This window comes from Amycolatopsis sp. NBRC 101858 (assembly GCF_030269325.1).
GTDB classification, from domain to species: domain Bacteria; phylum Actinomycetota; class Actinomycetes; order Mycobacteriales; family Pseudonocardiaceae; genus Amycolatopsis; species Amycolatopsis ponsaeliensis.
This window is the reverse complement of the sequence record NZ_BSTD01000001.1, coordinates 1169855-1185269: the sequence shown is the minus strand read 5'-3', so window position 1 is coordinate 1185269 and position 15415 is coordinate 1169855. Positions and strand designations below refer to the sequence as shown.

Below are 15415 nucleotides of genomic sequence, written 5' to 3'. Positions count from 1 at the left end.
TCCGGTCTATACGGTGCAGGAACCGCTTTCCCGAGGAGGAGAAACGTGAAAAGACCCAGGCTTCTCGCCGCGGCCATGGCCGTCCCGCTGTTCGGGGCGATCTCGGCCGTCGCGGTCCCGGTCGCGTCGGCGCAGCCCGCGCTGGCCGGCCCGGCGACCGAGTTCACCGTGCTCGCCAAGGACACGCAGAGCATCGGCACCGTCCAGCAGGCGATCCGCGCCGCGGGCGGCACCGTGCTGGAGACCAACACCGCCGTCGGCCTCATCAAGGCCAGCGCCCCGGCCACCGGGTTCACCGAGCGCGTCTCGGCGAACCGGGCCGTGTACGGCGCGGCCAAGGCCCAGGTCATCGGCTCGCTGCCGAAGAACGGCAAGAAGGCCAAGAACGACAACGCCGAGAAGGAAGGCCGCGGCGCCGCTTCCAAGAAGGCCGCCGCGACCAAGGCCGTCGGGATGGACCCGCTGGACGACCAGCTCTGGGGCCTCAAGTCCGTCCGCTCGGACCTCTCGCGCACCAAGCAGGCGGGCAGCAAGCAGGTCAAGGTCGGCGTCATCGACACCGGCATCGACGGCACGCACCCGGACATCGCGCCGAACTTCGACGCGGCCGACTCGCGCAACTTCACCAAGGACATCCCGTTCGACGTCAACGGCGTCGAGGTCGACGGCCCGTGTGAGTTCCGCGGCTGCGTCGACCCGGTCAACCACGACGACGGCGGCCACGGCACGCACGTCGCCGGCACCATCGCCGCCGCGGCCAACGGCTTCGGCGTCTCCGGCGTGGCGCCGAACGTGACGTTGGTGAACATCCGCGCCGGCCAGGACTCGGGCTACTTCTTCCTGCAGCCGACCGTCGACGCGCTGACCTACGCCGGCGACGCGGGCATCGACGTCGTCAACATGAGCTTCTACACGGATCCTTGGCTGTACAACTGCCAGGCGAACCCGGCCGACTCCGCCGCGGAGCAGGCCGAGCAGCGCACGATCATCGAGGCGACCCAGCGCGCGCTGAACTACGCGCACAAGAAGGGCGTCACGATGGTGGTCGCGCTGGGCAACCAGCACACCGACCTCGGCGCGCCGCAGCCGGACACGACGAGCCCGGACTACCCGGCCAACTCGACGCACCCGCGTCAGGTCGACAACAGCTCCTGCCTGAACCTCCCGGTCGAGGGCAACCACACGATCGGCGTCGGCGCGTTCGGGCCGTCGCAGGCGAAGGCGGACTACTCGAACTACGGCACCGAGCAGATCTCGGTTTCCGCGCCGGGCGGGTACTTCCGCGACGGTTTCGGCACGCCGTGGTTCCGCACGGTCGAGAACGAGATCCTCTCGACGTACCCGAAGAACGTGGGTGTTGCCGAGGGCAACATCGACGCCGCGGGCAACGTGACCCCGGCCGGCGTGGCCCTGGGCGTCCAGAAGGCGACGGCGGCCGACGGCCGGGTCGGCTACTACCAGTGGCTCCAGGGCACGTCGATGGCGACGCCGCACGCGGCGGGCGTCTCGGCGCTGATCGTGTCGCAGTACGGCAAGAAGTCGGGCGCCGGCTTCGGGCTGGACCCGGACAAGGTCCAGCGCGTCCTCGAGGGCACGGCGTCGAAGATCGCCTGCCCGGTCCCGCGGACGGTGGACTACGTGGACGAGGGCCGCGGCCCCGAGTTCACGGCGACGTGCGCGGGTGACCCGTCGTTCAACGGCTTCTACGGCCACGGCGCCGTCGACGCCTACTCGGCGGTGACCCACGGGTCGCAGTACCTGAAGTAGGGTTCGCGAAAACGGCCCACCTCTCACCGGAGGTGGGCCGTTTTCGTGCGGGGGATCGCCGAGGACCGGCGCCACGGGAAGCCCGGGCGATTACTTCGGGCGGCCGAAGTAATCGCCCCGAAGAGCCAACCTCGCCCCGGTGTCCCGCGTGTACAACGGGACAAGGGGGAGGTTCCGGGTGGACGTGCGTGAACCGGCGTTGCCGGTCGATCCGTGGTTGCCGGGCGAGCCGACGGCCGGGGAGGTGGCGGCCGCCCGGGCGTGGCTGGCCCGGCGGGGCGTCCGCGTGTGGCTGCCGACCCGGCTGCTCTCGCTCCGGCTCGGCTCCCGGGAGTGGGCCGCCCGGACGGTGCCGTGGTACGCCGTCGGCTTCGGCGTGGCGACCGCGGCGAGCCACTCGTTCGCGGACGTGCCCGGCCGGTTCGGGCTGATCTTCGTCGTCCTCGCCGTCTTCGTGGTGGTCCGCTCGCGGGAGATCCGCCGCCGCGACGAGGTCGCCGAGCGCTGGGTGGGCACCGGCTCTCCGCCCGCCCTGCGGGAAGCCGCGCGGCAGGTGGGCCGGTGGTACCTGGCCACCACCACGATCACGTTCGGCGGGGGAGCGGCGCTGTGCGCGGCCACGATCGTGGTCGCGCCGTCCTTCGACGCCTTCGCGCAGACGTTCGCGCTGGCGGTGGGCGCCGGATCCACCGCGGCGGTTCTCGGCCGGATCCTGCGTGCCCCGGTCGTCGCGGAGGATCGCACGTCGCTGGCGGTCGACGGCCTGCTCCGGGCCCAGGACGCCCACCGGTACGCGCCGTCGGCGATGTTCGCCTTCGCGGCGACGCCCGTGGCAGTGCTCAACGAGCTCTCGCCCGGCTGGCTGAGCTGGCTCGCGCTCGCCTACCTGGTCGTCGCGATCGGGACCGAGGTGATCGGCGGGCTGGTGACGCGCCACCGGAAGCTGCCGCCGGGTTTCTACGGCCGCTAAACCCGTCCGGCACTTCGGGCGTGTACGGCCGACAGGGGGAGACGCGATGATCGTGTTGTCGAAGGACGAGCAGGCGGCGGTGAAGTGGCTCGCCGGCCGCGGCGTCCGGGTGGCCGAGCCGACCACGCTGCTGACCACGCGGCTGAGCGTCCGCCGCGGGCGGCCGGCGCCGGAGGCCTTCACGGCCGTCTTCGTCATGGGTGCGGTGGCGTTCACCGGGATGTCCGGTTACCCGCTGCTGCGGCTCCTGCCCGGTGTGGACCGCAGCAGCGACCTGCCGGCCGGCGGGTACTGGTCCTTGTTCGCCGCGTGGGCGTCGCTGCGGACGTGGCTCCACGCCCGCGCCGCCGATCGGCGGGCGGCGGAGCAGCTGGGGGACCGCCGCCTGGACCGGCCGCGGCCGCCGTGGCGGGACGTCGTGACCGGCTGGCACCTGGCGACGCTGCTGATCACCTTCGGCGGGGGCGCCGTGCTCGGGATCGTCCTGGCGGCGGCCGGCTCGGTCTGGGCGCTCTTCTGGCTCGGCACCCTCGTGCTGGGCGCCGTCGTCGACGCGGTGATCCTGACCAGCGTGCTCCGGCGGCCCGTCCTCGCGGAGGACGAAGGTTCACTGGCCGTCGACTTCGTGGCGCGGCTGCAGGACGTCCAGGTCGTCCTGCCGTCGTTCCTCGCGGTGCTGGTGGTGGTTCCGGACCTCGCGTTCGGCGACGCGCCGGCCTGGCCGTGGCTGACCGGCTACGTCGGGCTCGCGGTGGGCGCGCACGTCGTCGCGGCGGTCACCCAGCGGCGCCGGACGCCGGCGCTGGCCGCGGACGGCTGCTACGGGGAGGCGGCATGAGCACGAAGTCCGAGCACGAGTCGGGCCTGCGCTGGCTGGCGAGCCGCGGCCGGCCGGTGTGGACACCCACGCCGTACATCGACGAGCTGCTGGCCACGCGCAACGCCGCCCTCGCCCGCAGCCTGCCCTGGCTCCTGCTGTTCACCGTGCTCGCGTTCGCCGGCGCGCTCGGCCACCTGCTGCTCTTCGGCGAAGCCATGAGCACGCCCGCGTACTTCGTCTGCTTCGTCGTCCAGCTGACTTCGTGGCGGACCATCCGGTCCCGGCAGCGTCAGCTGGCGGCGCGGACCCGCCCGTGGCCCGGCGCGAAGGGCGGGCGGCCCGGCGGCTGGTTCGTCGCGGCCAGTGCGCTGGCCTACGGCGGCGGCGTGGCCCTCGCGCTGTCGATGCTGTCGACGGCGCCGGCCTACGCCGCAGGCTGGCTGACCCTGCTCGGCGTCAGCGCGCTCTGCTCGGCCGTGATCCTGACCAGTTTCCTGCGAAGCCCGGTGCTCGCCGAGGACGAGGCCTCGTTCGCGGTGTACCGGCAGCTGCTGGCGGAGAACCTCCACGCGGCGTCGCCCGCACTGGCGGCGGTGCCGCCGATCCTGGACACCGTCACCGGCCACCGGCTGCCGGCGGGGTACGGGCCGCTGCTGTTCGCGTACGCCGGGCTCGTCGCGGCCGCCGAGCTGACCGCCTACCTCCGGGGCCGCCGTCCGCTGCCGCCAGGCCACTACGGCGCCTCGCTGCCGGCGCGGACCGAGGTCGACTGGTCGCCCCCGGAGGCCCGCTGACGAGGCAAACTGGGGCAGTGATCGACGACAGCGCCCTCGAAGCCGCCAAGCTGCGCCTGGCTGACGGCGTCCCGCTCGACGCCGTGCTCGCCGACCTGCGCGAGGGCGGGGCTTCGCCGGTGGACAGCATCCGCGCGGTCCGCGTCCTGACCGCCGCTTCCCTGGCCGAGGCCAAGGAGATCGTGCACGTCAGCCCGGCCTGGGCGGACACGCGCGAGCGCCACGACGAGCTCCACCGGTCCCTGGAGCAAGACCTCTCCAGGGACCGGTGACGCTCAGCGGTTCGAGGCCTTCTTGACGAACTTCGCGAGGTCCTTCGCCTGCTGCACCCGGGTCGGCTCGTGGACGTACATCATGTGCCCGGCCGGGTAGTACGCCGTGTCGATGTTGTCGCGCAGCTCCTCCGGGATCTGCAGGTGGGCCAGCACGTGCTCGGCCGCGAAGTAGGCCGTCGCGCCGTCGTAGTGCCCGAACGCCACGTGGACCTGCAGGTGCGGGTTCGCGCGCATCGCCGCGCTCACCGAGTCGGCCACCGACACCGAGCGGCCCTCGAAGTCCGCGTACGACCACGCCTTGAACGTGTCCTCGTGGATGAGCTCGTACGGCAGGTCGTTCTCGTACCCGAGCTCGGCCCGCACGTAGTGGTTGAACGCCGCCGCGTACGCGCCGATCACGCGGGAGATCGACGGGTCGTCGCTCATGTGCTCGCGGCCGCCGTCCGGCTCCCACGTCGTGAACCGGCCGTCCATCCGGCCGACCGTCAGGCCGCGGTCGCGCAGCAGCTCGGTGAAGAACCGGACGTGCTCGATCCGCAGGTTCACCCGGTCCACATAGGACTCGGTGAGCCCGGTCAGCGACGCCAGCGTGGCGACCGCCTCCGCGCGGTCCTGCGTGGACAGCCGCGCGCCGCGCGAAAGCACGTACGGCAGGTCCTTCGCCGCGAAGTCCTCGGCGTCGGCCAGGACGTCGTCGAGCGGCCGGTCGCCGTGCAGGCCGTGGTAGTGCGCGATCGCCGCGTACGTCGGCACGTACAGCGAGTACGGCAGGTCGTTGCCCTCGGTGAACCGCAGCGTGCCGAGGTCGAGCACCGACGAGATCAGCAGCAGGCCGTTGAGGTAGAGCCCGTGCCGCTCCTGCAGGTGCGCGGCCAGCCCGGCGGCGCGCAGCGTGCCGTACGACTCGCCGGCCAGGAACTTCGGCGACAGCCAGCGCTGGTGGCGCGACACCCACAGCCGGATGATCTCGCCGACCGACTCGATGTCGCCCTTGAAGCCGTGGAAGTCCTTGGTCTCGCCGCCCTCGGACGCACGCGAGTAGCCGGTCGACACCGGGTCGATGAACACGAGGTCGCTCTGCGCCAGCAGCGTCTCGGGGTTGTCGGCCAGCCCGTACGGCGGCGGCACGAGGTCGTCGACGTCGCCCGAGAGCACCCGGCGCGGGCCCAGCAGGCCCATGTGCAGCCAGATGCTCGACGAGCCGGGGCCGCCGTTGAAGGCGAACGTCACCGGCCGCGAGCCCGGATCGGCGTCGTCGAGGGTGTAGGAGGTGAGGAACACCTCCGCCTTCGCCTTGTGCCCCTCCGACTTGCCGTCCTTGACGATCTCCTTGCGGAGCACGATCCGGCCCGCCTTCGCCGTGTACGAAAGCTTCTTCCGCTTCACGGTGATCGTGTGCTGGGTCGTGACGATGTCGTCGGTCGGCTCGGCCGGGATCTCCGTCGTCTCCGGAGCCTTCTTCTCGGGGGCCTCTTCGGGGGTCGTGTCCGCCATGGACCCAACCTAGTTGTGGCAGGGTGACTTGGTGCACACCGGGGACTGGCCGACGACTGTCGAGGACGCGCTCGCCGTGCAGGAACGGCTGCGCGACCAGGTCGACCGCACCGACGACCTCCCGGAGCTGCCGCCGACGGTGACCGGTCTCGACGTCGCCTACGACGACACCGGCGTGATCGCCGCGGCCGTCGTCACCCTCGAGACGGCCGGGCTGACCGTCGTGGAGGAGCGGACGCACCGCGCGCGGGCCGTCTTCCCGTACGAGCCGGGCCTGTTCGCCTTCCGCGAGCTGCCGCCGCTGCTGGCGGCGCTCGAACAGCTGGACCACGAGCCGGACGTCCTGGTCTGCGACGGCCACGGCCTCGCCCACCCGCGGCGCTTCGGCCTCGCGTGCCACCTCGGCGTGCTGACCGGGCTGCCCGCCTTCGGCGTCGGCAAGACGCGGTTCGTCGGCACGCACACTTCGCCGGCGGCGGCTCGGGGCTCGTCGGAGCCGCTGGTGGACGCCGGGGAGGAGGTCGGCGCGGTGCTGCGGACCCAGGACGGCGTCAAGCCGGTGTACGTCTCGGCTGGGCACCGGATCGACCTGGCGCACGCCTGCCGGCTGACCCTGGCGCTGAGCCCGCGCTACCGGCTGCCCGAGACGACGCGGCGGGCCGACCGGCTGTCCCGGGTGGCGCTGGGATGAGGTCACTGGCCGAGCTGGACGCCGCCGTGGCCGGGTGCCGCGCCTGCCCGCGGCTGGTGACCTGGCGCGAAGGCGTCGCGGGCACCAAGGCGGCGTTCCGCGGCGAGGAGTACTGGGCTCGGCCGGTGCCGGGCTTCGGGCCGCCGGACGCGTCGATCGCCGTGGTCGGGCTCGCGCCCTCGGCGCATGGAGCGAACCGCACCGGCCGGATGTTCACCGGCGACCCTTCGGGTGACTTCCTCTTCCGGGTGCTGCACGAGGTGGGGCTCGCGTCGCAGCCGACGTCGGAACGCCTGGGCGACGGCCTGGAGCTGTACCGCACGCGGCTCGTCTCGCCGGTGCGCTGTGCCCCGCCGGACAACAAGCCGACGCCGGCGGAGCGCGACACGTGCCGTCCGTGGCTCGCGGAGGAACTGGCGCTGTTACGTCCGACACTGCGCGCGATCGTCGTGCTCGGCGCGTTCGGGTGGCAGGCGTTACTGCCCGTGCTCGCCGACGCCGGCTGGCCGGTGCCGCGGCCGCGTCCGGCCTTCGCGCACGGATCGGTCGTGGAACTGGACGACCTGCGTCTTTTCGGCTGTTATCACGTGTCGCCGCGGAATGTCCAGACCCGGCTCGTGACCCACGCCATGGTGGCCGGCGTGTTCCGCGCCGCGGCCTCGGTGACAGGGCCGGACTGAATCGTTACGGAAACCGCAGCGACGCTGGTCACAGCCGGATGGGGTCCCCGAGCGAGGCGCCCGCGAAGGTGTCACCATGAGGACATGGCTGCTGCGAAGTCGAAGTCGGAACCGACTCGGATCCTCGTCCTCGGTGGTGGGTACGTCGGGCTCTACACGGCGTACGGCCTCCAGAAGATGCTCCGGGCCAACGAGGCCTCCGTGACCGTCGTTGACCCGCAGCCCCACATGACCTACGCGCCGTTCCTCCCGGAGGCCGCGGCCGGCGCGATCGAGCCCCGGCACGTGGTCGTGCCGCTGCGCCGCGTGCTCAAGCGCTGCCACGTGCTGACCGCGCGCGTCACCAAGATCGAGAACGAGAAGAAGTCCGTCACGGTCGAGGCGGCCGACGGCCACATCGAGCAGCTCGGCTACGACATCCTGGTCGTCGCGCTCGGCGCCGTCGCCCGGATCCTGCCGATCCCGGGCCTGGTCGAGCAGGGCATCGCCTTCAAGACCATCGGCGAGGCGATCTACCTCCGCAACCACATCATGACCAAGCTCGACGAGGCCGCCAGCACGCTGGACCCCGAGCTGCGCAAGCGCCTGCTGACGTTCACCGTCGTCGGCGGCGGGTTCGCCGGCATCGAGGCGCTGGCCGAGCTCGAGGACATGACCCGGTTCGCGGTCGAGAACTACTACCCGAACATCCAGCAGGCCGACGTCCGCTGGGTGCTCGTCGAGGCCGCCGGGCGCATCCTGCCCGAGGTCCGCGAGACCCTGGGCGTGTACACGGTCGAGCAGCTGGAGAAGCGCGGCATCGAGGTGTACCTGTCGACGGCGGCGAAGTCGTTCGAGAACGGCCACGTCGTGCTCTCGGACGGCACGGAGTTCGACACCGACACGCTCATCTGGACGGCCGGCGTGAAGGCCAACCCGGTGCTGGCGAACTCGGACCTCCCGCTCGACAAGCGCGGCCGCCTCGAGGCAACGGCCGCCATGCAGGTCGTCGGTCACCCGGACGTGTGGACCGCGGGCGACAACGCGGCGATCCCGGACCTCTCGCGCACCGAAGAGGACCCGACGGCGACGTGCCCGCCGAACGCGCAGCACGCGGTCCGCCAGGCGACGCTGCTGGCGAAGAACATCATCAAGGTGATCCGCGGCGGCAAGCCGAAGGACTACTTCCACAAGAACCTCGGCGCGGTGGCGAGCCTCGGCCTGCACAAGGGCGTGGCGGACGCGCTGAACCTGAAGATCAAGGGCTTCCCGGCGTGGCTCTTCCACCGCGCGTACCACCTCAAGGCGATGCCGACGTGGAACCGCAAGATCCGCATCCTGTTCGACTGGATCCTCGGCGGCCTGTTCCGGCGTGAGGTGATCTCGCTCGGGCAGATCAACAACCCGAAGGACGAGTTCGCGCGCGTCTCGAAGTCCTGACTGTCGGTTTCCCGAAGGCCTCCCGCACTCGTGCGGGAGGCCTTTTTGGTGTTTTTCGCCGTTTTGGCAGGGAAAATCCGGCTGTGTGCCGGTGAGCGACATGGTCTGGACAACTGGGCCGCTGAGCGGGTAAACCCTTTCTTCACAACGCGGAATAAGTCCGCTCCGGCTCCTCTCCCCACGGTCCCCCTTGGAGCTCTGCCATGCCCTTTTCCCGTACCAAAGCGGCACTCGTCGCGGCCTTGCCGGTCGTCGCCGCGCTCGCTCTGACCCCGTCCACCGCCGAGGCGGCCGGTGGCGCCTTCCCCGCCCACTACGCGGCGCCGTACCTGCAGATCAGCGACGGCGACGCCGGTCAGATGGCCGCCGACATGAACGCGACCGGTACGAAGTTCTTCACGCTGGCGTTCCTGACCCCGCAGTCCGGCTGCACGCCGGTGTGGGAGGCGAACGGCACCGGCGTCGGCTCGTTCAAGTCGCAGATCAGCGCCCTGCAGGCGGCCGGCGGCAACGTGATCCCGTCGTTCGGCGGCGCGGAAGGCGGTGAGCTGGCCCAGACCTGCACGAACACCGCGAGCCTGACGTCGGCGTACGCGAACGTCGTCAACACGTACGGCACCCCGCGCCTGGACTTCGACATCGAGGGCGGCGTCCTGAACGACACCGCGTCGAACCAGCGCCGCAACTCGGCGCTGGCCGCGCTGCAGCAGCAGAACGGCGCGGTCCAGGTCGACTACACGCTGGCGGTCGACCCGACGGGCATCCCGGGCAACGAGCTCGACCTCCTGCGCGACGCGAAGAACAAGGGCGTCAAGGTCAGCGTGGTCAACCTGATGGTGATGGACTTCTACGACGGCCAGCCGGTCCTGGGTGACGCCCTCTCGGCGGCCCGGGCATCGGCGTCCCAGCTGGCGAGCCTGTACGGGATTTCGACGTCGGCGGCGTACGCGATGATGGGCTTGACACCGATCGCGGGCCGCAACGACGACGGCGCGCAGTTCAGCCAGTCGGACGCCCAGCAACTGGAGACGTTCGCGGCCCAGAACGGCGTCGCGGAGCTGTCGTTCTGGGAGCTCCAGGACTACGACCGCGCGACGGGCTACGCGTACTCGCGCATCTTCAACGCGATCACGGGCGGCGGCACGACGACCCCACCGCCCGCCGGCGGTGGCACGATCACCGGCTACGGCGGCAAGTGCGTGGACGTGGCGGGCGCGTCGTCGGCCAACGGAACGGTGGTCGACCTGTACACGTGCAACGGAACGAACGCCCAGCAGTGGACGTCGACCGCGGGCACGTTGCGGGCGTTGGGCAAGTGCCTGGACGTCAACGCGGCGGGAACGGCGAACGGGTCGAAGGTCCAGCTGTACGACTGCAACGGGACAGGAGCCCAGCAGTGGACGGCCTCGGGCACCCAGCTGGTGAACCCGGCCTCGGGCAAGTGCCTGGACGCGACAGGCCCGAGCTCAGCGGACGGAACGCCGTTGCAGATCTGGACGTGCACGGGAGCGGCGAACCAGTCGTGGACGCTGCACTGACGGCCATCACCTAGAGTGTGCGGTGCCCCCGTAGCCCAACTGGCAGAGGCAGTCGACTTAAAATCGACAAAGTGCGGGTTCGAACCCCGTCGGGGGCACCACTCACCTTGGTCGGCCGCGCACGCCTCGAGGTGCGACAAACTGGACTCGGCTTCGGTGGAAAACCAACGATCACGGTTGGGTTTCCGATTGTCCGGATGATCGCCCGGGTGTGAAACATCCAGTCCGGCACAGCGATATCTACAGAACTGGGATCGCTGAGGTCGGAGGCATATCGATGGGGCGTCGGCGCGGGTTCTTCGCCGAGATGCAGTACCAAGCGGCGAAGGCACAGAAAGAGCGGGCACGGCAGGCCGCCGCGGCGGAGCGCGAACGGGTGCGCCTCGAGCGGGAAATGCACCGTGCCCAAGCCGCTGCCGCGGTGGCGCGCGAACGCATGACGCGTGCCTCCGCGCAAGCGGCGGCGCAGGCGGAGCGGGAAGCGAAACGGCTTCACGTCGAGGCCCAGCAAACCAAGGTGGAATCGCTCAACGCCGACCTGCGCGAAGAGCTCGCCGCGATCGACACCGTGCTCGAGTCGACTTTGGCCGTCGACGACTATGTCGACTTGGAAAAGCTCCGCCGCGTGGCCCAGCATCCGCCGTTCCAGTCCGCGCACCTCGCCCCGACACCGCCGCCGCCACCGATTGTCGTCCCTCCGGAGCCCTTTTTCCGGCCGCCGGCGGCTCCGGAAGGCTTCTCGGCCGTCTTCGCCAAGAAGAAGCACGCCGCGGCGGTGGCCGCGGCCCAAACCCAGTTCCAGCAAGCTCACGCGGCTTGGCGCACCGTCGCGTCGCAGATTGCCCAGCAGCAGCAGTTCGCCGCCGCGCAGCACCAAGCGGCGGAGGGTGAACGGCTGCGAAAGCTGGCCGGTGACCGAAAGCAGTATGACGCCGAGTGTGACGAACGCCAGCGAGTCGTGGACGAAGAGAACCAGCGGCTCGACGACCTGATCGCGCACCTTGCCGCCGGGGAGTCCGAGGCGGTCGACGAATACATCGGCATCGTCTTCGGCAACTCCATCTACCCGGAGGTGATCGCCGCCCACAGCGACGTCGACTTCTCCTACGACGCCGAGCTCCGGGAGCTGTCCATCACGCTGGTGTTCCCTCCGCCCGACGTCATCCCGGCGACCAAGGCCTTCCGTTACGTGCGCGCCGGCGACGAGATCGCGGAAACCAAGCTGCCGCAGCGGGATACCAGTGTCCGGTACGCCGAGCTGGTCAACAACATGACACTGCGGACCGTGCACGAGGTGTGGGAGTCGGACCGAGCCGGCCACATCGACAGCATCTCCCTGGTCGGCGGGGTCAACCACGTCGACCCGGCGGTCGGCAAGGACGTGTTCGTCCGGCTCATCGCGTTGGCGGTCAGCCGCGAGGACTTCGCGGAGATCGACCTCGCCAGGATCACTCCGTCGGAGACGTTGAAGCATCTTCGTGCCGTGGTGTCGAAGGCGCCGCACCGCATGACGCCGATCGACGACAAGAAGGGCGTTCGCGGATGATCGCCGTCACCAGGAGGAGTTTCCGGTGAACGGCTTGCGATTCGCTCCGCCGCCGGGATGGCCGTTGCCCGAACCGGGGTGGGTGCCGCCGCAAGGTTGGCAGCCTCCTCCGGCGTGGCCGCCCGCCCCCTTCGGCTGGCAGTTCTGGGTGCTCGACGAACCGGCGGCGGCGGTCACTGAAGAGCGCGCGGCACCGGCAGGCCTTTCCGAGGATGAGGCGCTCCGAGCATCGGCTCAGCAGGAGTTGCAGGAACTCCGTCAGCGAATAGCGCGGGCGCGGAGCGAGCTGGTCGAGCTCGATGACGCAGTTCTGCTGCAGCAGGTCGGGATCTACGAGTACCACCACCCCCTCGAGAGCGCCCTCCAGTACAAGGAAGCCCTTGCCTCGATCCGTCAGGACGTCAGGGACTTCGTGAAGGATGGCAACGCCATCCTCGCGGCCGAACGATTCGCCTACAACAACTCGTTGGCCCAAGGGCGGAAGATGACCGCGGATTTCTCGAAGCTGATGCTCCGCACGTACAACGCCGAGGCCGACAACTGTGTCCGATCGGTGCGCGCCGGAACCGTCGCTTCGGCGAAACAGCGTCTCGACAGATCGGTCGAGGCGATCGCGAAGCTCGGCAAGATGATGGAGATGCGAGTCTCGCCCGAGTACCACGACCTCCGTCTGCGTGAGATCGAGCTGACTGGTGATTACCAGTTCAAAGTGCAGGAGGAACGAGAAGCGGCGAGGGCCGAACGCGAGCGTCTGCGCGAGGAGAAACGAGCCGAAGCGGAGTTGCAGGCCGAACGCGATCGGCTCGAGAAGGAACGTGATCACTACGCCAACGCCCTGGCGAAACTCGCGGAACAGGGCAAAGACGAGGAAGCCGGAGACCTTCGAGACCGGCTGTCGGCGATCGACCGTGCGATCGCTCAGAACGACTACCGGATCGCGAACATCCGCGCGGGGTACGTGTACGTCATCAGCAACATCGGTGCATTCGGTGACAAGGTGGTCAAGATCGGGATGACCCGGCGGCTCGAACCGAGGGACCGCATCCTCGAACTCGGCGACGCTTCGGTGCCGTTCCCCTTCGACACCCACCTCCTGCACTTCTCGGAGGACGCGGTGGCTCTCGAGAACGAGCTGCACGACATCTTCGCCGACCGACGGCTGAACCGGGTGAACCTGCGGCGTGAATTCTTCTTCATCACGCCGCAGGAGGTCCGCGCCGTCCTGGCGGAGAAGCTCGGGACCATCCTCGAGTTCAACGACAGCCCCGAAGCTTCCCAGTACTTCCAAAGCCGGTCGGGGTGGCCCGCGCCGGACCAGGTCACCGCGGCGCCGACAGCGGGCTGAAGGTCAGCCGGCGTTCACCGTGACCGGGAACTTCGCCGGTCCGCGCAGGTTGATCCGGCCGTTCCACTCCAGCTCGCCCGCGAAACCCAGCTCCGGGAACCGCTGCACCAGCCGGCTGACGGCTACCTGGCCTTCGAGGCGGGCCAGTGCCGCCCCCAGACAATGGTGGGGGCCCGCGCCGAACGACACCTGGTTGCGGGCGTTCGGGCGGTCCAGGCGCAGCTCGGCAGCGTCCGGGCCGAAGAAACGCTCGTCGCGGTTCGCTGATCCCAAGCACGCCAGCACGAATGTTCCCGGCGGGATGATGCGCCCCGCCACCTCGTACGGGGACGTCGTGACGCGACGGGTCTGCTGGACCGGGGAGTCGTAGCGCAAGAACTCCTCCACCGCGTTCGCCGCGAGATCCGGCTGGGCTCGCAGCAAGGCCAGTTGCGCGGGGGCGCGCAGCAGCGCGTTGACGCCGTTCGCGATCAGGTTGACCGTCGTCTCGTGGCCGGCGACGTACAGCAGGACCACCTGGGCGACCAGCTCGTCGCCGTCGAGGACCTGGCCGTCGTGCTCGGCTTGGATCAGGGCCGTGAGCAGGTCGTCCGCCGGGTGGTCGCGCTTCCACGCGATCACCTCGCGGGTGATCGCGCTCAGCTCGGCGTCGGCCGCCATGATCGCGCGGGCCGTCTCCTCGTCGGCGACGATCTCCAGCGAGCGCACCAGGGTTCCGCTCAGCTCGCGGATCCGCGAGTGGTCGGTCGGCGGCATGCCGAGCATCTCGGAGATCACCGCGAACGGGAGCGGGAACGCCAGCTCCTCGACCAGGTCCGAGTCGCCCTTCTCGGCCATGCGGTCCAGGGACGCGTCCACGAGGCCGACGATCTTTGGCTCCAGAGCCGCGATCGCGCGGCGGGTGAAGACCTTCGTGACCAGCGAACGCAGCCGCGTGTGGTCGGGCGGGTCGCGGTCGAGCATCGAGAGGTTCAGCGCGCCCGGGTCCTCGTCCGCGGCGAAGTACTCGAACGGCGACTCGGCCAGGTTCCCGACCTCCACCGAGAGCCCGGCCTTAAGCAGCGTCGAGACGTCTTCGTAGCGCGAGACGAACCAGAACCCCAGCGGGTGCTCCTGCACCGGGTCCTCGTCACGCAGCATCTTGTACTGCTCGTACGGGTTCTCGAAGAAGCCGGGCGCGAACGGGTTGAACAGGAGCTCGTTGACGTCGGTCATGGCAACCCCCACATGCACTGTGTCGGTGACATGCACAGTGTATGTCCTATGCTTTGCGCATGTCGACCAAGAGCCGGCGGGAGCAGTACTCCGAGGCCACCCGGGCCGCCCTGCTGACGGCGGCGACCCGCCGGTTCGCCGAGCACGGCTTCACCGGCGCGGCGCTGGAGGACATCGCCGCCGACATCCAGGCCACGCGCGGCGCGATCTACCACCACTTCGCGAACAAGACGGCATTGTTCGAGGCGGTTTTCGCCCAGCTCGAGACCGAGGCGATGGAACTGTCGGCGACGGCGGCGGCCCGGGCGGCCGACCCGTGGTCGGCGGCTTTCGCGGCGCTCGACGTGTTCCTCGACCGCTGCTGCGACCCGGTGTACGGCAAGCTCGTCTGGCAGGAGGCGCCGCTCGCCCTCGGCTGGCTGCGCTGGCAGGCGGCCGAGGAGCAGTACGCCTACGGGCTCGTCGAGCAGCTGATCAAGGCCCTGGTGGAGGGCGGCGACATCGACGACCAGCCCCTGGAAACCACGACGCGCCTGGTGTTCGGCATGCTCGGCACGGCCGGGATGGCACTGGCCGAGGCGTCCGAAGTGGACAAGCCCCGGCTCAAGGCGGAGTACGCCGCCGTCATCGGGAAGATGGCGTCGGGGCTGCGTCCGGCGGTAGGCCAAGTGGGTGCCTGAGGGCCCCGGATTAATCGCAACTTGCACCTTTCTTTCCGACCGTTTTATGCGGTTCCACGGCCCATTCGAGTTAATGGGGACACCGCGCGTAGCGCTTGTTGGGTCCGTGTAAGCTCCGGTCTCGCTTGACCGGGTGATCGCTCACCCGAATCGGTGGCCGTCGGCGGGGGCGTGCGGTCCC

At 70.1% G+C, this 15415-nt stretch carries 14 protein-coding genes and 1 tRNA gene; 13 read left to right on the top strand and 2 right to left on the bottom strand.

The window, feature by feature from the left end; all coding sequences use genetic code 11:
* Positions 1 to 75: 75 nt before the first annotated feature.
* The 5 genes from QSK39_RS05585 (at position 76) to QSK39_RS05565 (ending at position 4623) form a co-directional block, all read left to right on the top strand.
* Positions 76 to 1767: a S8 family serine peptidase gene (locus QSK39_RS05585; protein ID WP_285477937.1), complete on the top strand. Its 1692-nt coding sequence runs from the start codon at positions 76 to 78 to the stop codon at positions 1765 to 1767.
* 178 nt (positions 1768 to 1945) lie between these two features.
* Positions 1946 to 2737 carry a hypothetical protein gene (locus QSK39_RS05580; protein WP_285476571.1) on the top strand — a complete coding sequence of 264 codons (792 nt, stop codon included), beginning with the start codon at positions 1946 to 1948 and terminating at the stop codon, positions 2735 to 2737.
* Positions 2738 to 2783: 46 nt separating this feature from the next.
* Positions 2784 to 3575, top strand: coding sequence for a hypothetical protein (locus QSK39_RS05575; RefSeq protein ID WP_285476570.1), 792 nt, complete (start codon positions 2784 to 2786; stop codon positions 3573 to 3575).
* A complete protein-coding gene (locus QSK39_RS05570) occupies positions 3572 to 4351 on the top strand; it encodes a hypothetical protein (RefSeq protein WP_285476569.1) in 780 nt (259 codons plus the stop codon). Before QSK39_RS05575 ends, QSK39_RS05570 begins: the two co-directional genes overlap by 4 nt.
* 17 nt (positions 4352 to 4368) lie before the next feature.
* Positions 4369 to 4623, top strand: coding sequence for a hypothetical protein (locus QSK39_RS05565; RefSeq protein ID WP_285476568.1), 255 nt, complete (start codon positions 4369 to 4371; stop codon positions 4621 to 4623).
* Between the two features lie 3 nt (positions 4624 to 4626).
* Here QSK39_RS05565 and QSK39_RS05560 read toward each other — a convergent pair whose 3' ends face one another.
* A complete protein-coding gene (locus QSK39_RS05560; RefSeq protein ID WP_285476567.1) occupies positions 4627 to 6120 on the bottom strand; it encodes a S10 family peptidase in 1494 nt (497 codons plus the stop codon).
* Positions 6121 to 6151: 31 nt separating this feature from the next.
* Between QSK39_RS05560 and nfi the strand changes: the two genes are divergently transcribed.
* The 7 genes from nfi (at position 6152) to QSK39_RS05525 (ending at position 13339) form a co-directional block, all read left to right on the top strand.
* Positions 6152 to 6811, top strand: a complete 660-nt coding sequence (nfi, locus tag QSK39_RS05555) for a deoxyribonuclease V (RefSeq protein ID WP_285476566.1) — start codon at positions 6152 to 6154, stop codon at positions 6809 to 6811.
* Positions 6808 to 7491, top strand: a complete 684-nt coding sequence (locus tag QSK39_RS05550; protein ID WP_285476565.1) for a uracil-DNA glycosylase — start codon at positions 6808 to 6810, stop codon at positions 7489 to 7491. The genes nfi and QSK39_RS05550 overlap by 4 nt, the downstream gene beginning before the upstream one ends.
* Positions 7492 to 7575: 84 nt before the next feature.
* Positions 7576 to 8910, top strand: a complete 1335-nt coding sequence (locus tag QSK39_RS05545) for an NAD(P)/FAD-dependent oxidoreductase (protein ID WP_285476564.1) — start codon at positions 7576 to 7578, stop codon at positions 8908 to 8910.
* Positions 8911 to 9113: 203 nt separating this feature from the next.
* Positions 9114 to 10448 carry a ricin-type beta-trefoil lectin domain protein gene (locus QSK39_RS05540; RefSeq protein WP_285476563.1) on the top strand — a complete coding sequence of 445 codons (1335 nt, stop codon included), beginning with the start codon at positions 9114 to 9116 and terminating at the stop codon, positions 10446 to 10448.
* Between the two features lie 24 nt (positions 10449 to 10472).
* Positions 10473 to 10549, top strand: a tRNA-Leu gene (locus QSK39_RS05535).
* 176 nt (positions 10550 to 10725) lie between these two features.
* A complete protein-coding gene (locus tag QSK39_RS05530) occupies positions 10726 to 11994 on the top strand; it encodes a hypothetical protein (protein ID WP_285476562.1) in 1269 nt (422 codons plus the stop codon).
* 25 nt (positions 11995 to 12019) lie between these two features.
* A complete protein-coding gene (locus QSK39_RS05525; RefSeq protein ID WP_285476561.1) occupies positions 12020 to 13339 on the top strand; it encodes an SNIPE associated domain-containing protein in 1320 nt (439 codons plus the stop codon).
* A 3-nt stretch (positions 13340 to 13342) separates the two neighbouring features.
* Here QSK39_RS05525 and QSK39_RS05520 read toward each other — a convergent pair whose 3' ends face one another.
* On the bottom strand, positions 13343 to 14554 hold the full coding sequence (locus QSK39_RS05520) for a cytochrome P450 (protein ID WP_285476560.1): 1212 nt from the start codon (positions 14552 to 14554) through the stop codon (positions 13343 to 13345).
* A 59-nt stretch (positions 14555 to 14613) separates the two neighbouring features.
* Here QSK39_RS05520 and QSK39_RS05515 point away from each other — a divergent pair, with 59 nt between their 5' ends.
* A complete protein-coding gene (locus tag QSK39_RS05515; RefSeq protein ID WP_285476559.1) occupies positions 14614 to 15234 on the top strand; it encodes a TetR/AcrR family transcriptional regulator in 621 nt (206 codons plus the stop codon).
* Positions 15235 to 15415 lie beyond the last annotated feature (181 nt).

Bases quoted from the DNA above. Each gene is read 5' to 3' on its own strand.
- QSK39_RS05585 (WP_285477937.1), top strand. From the start codon at position 76: ATGGCCGTCCCGCTGTTCGGGGCGATCTCGGCCGTCGCGGTCCCGGTC.
- QSK39_RS05575 (WP_285476570.1), top strand. From the start codon at position 2,784: ATGATCGTGTTGTCGAAGGACGAGCAGGCGGCGGTGAAGTGGCTCGCC.
- QSK39_RS05570 (WP_285476569.1), top strand. From the start codon at position 3,572: ATGAGCACGAAGTCCGAGCACGAGTCGGGCCTGCGCTGGCTGGCGAGC.
- QSK39_RS05560 (WP_285476567.1), bottom strand. From the start codon at position 6,120: ATGGCGGACACGACCCCCGAAGAGGCCCCCGAGAAGAAGGCTCCGGAG.
- QSK39_RS05550 (WP_285476565.1), top strand. From the start codon at position 6,808: ATGAGGTCACTGGCCGAGCTGGACGCCGCCGTGGCCGGGTGCCGCGCC.
- QSK39_RS05545 (WP_285476564.1), top strand. From the start codon at position 7,576: ATGGCTGCTGCGAAGTCGAAGTCGGAACCGACTCGGATCCTCGTCCTC.
- QSK39_RS05540 (WP_285476563.1), top strand. From the start codon at position 9,114: ATGCCCTTTTCCCGTACCAAAGCGGCACTCGTCGCGGCCTTGCCGGTC.
- QSK39_RS05530 (WP_285476562.1), top strand. From the start codon at position 10,726: ATGGGGCGTCGGCGCGGGTTCTTCGCCGAGATGCAGTACCAAGCGGCG.
- QSK39_RS05520 (WP_285476560.1), bottom strand. From the start codon at position 14,554: ATGACCGACGTCAACGAGCTCCTGTTCAACCCGTTCGCGCCCGGCTTC.
- QSK39_RS05515 (WP_285476559.1), top strand. From the start codon at position 14,614: ATGTCGACCAAGAGCCGGCGGGAGCAGTACTCCGAGGCCACCCGGGCC.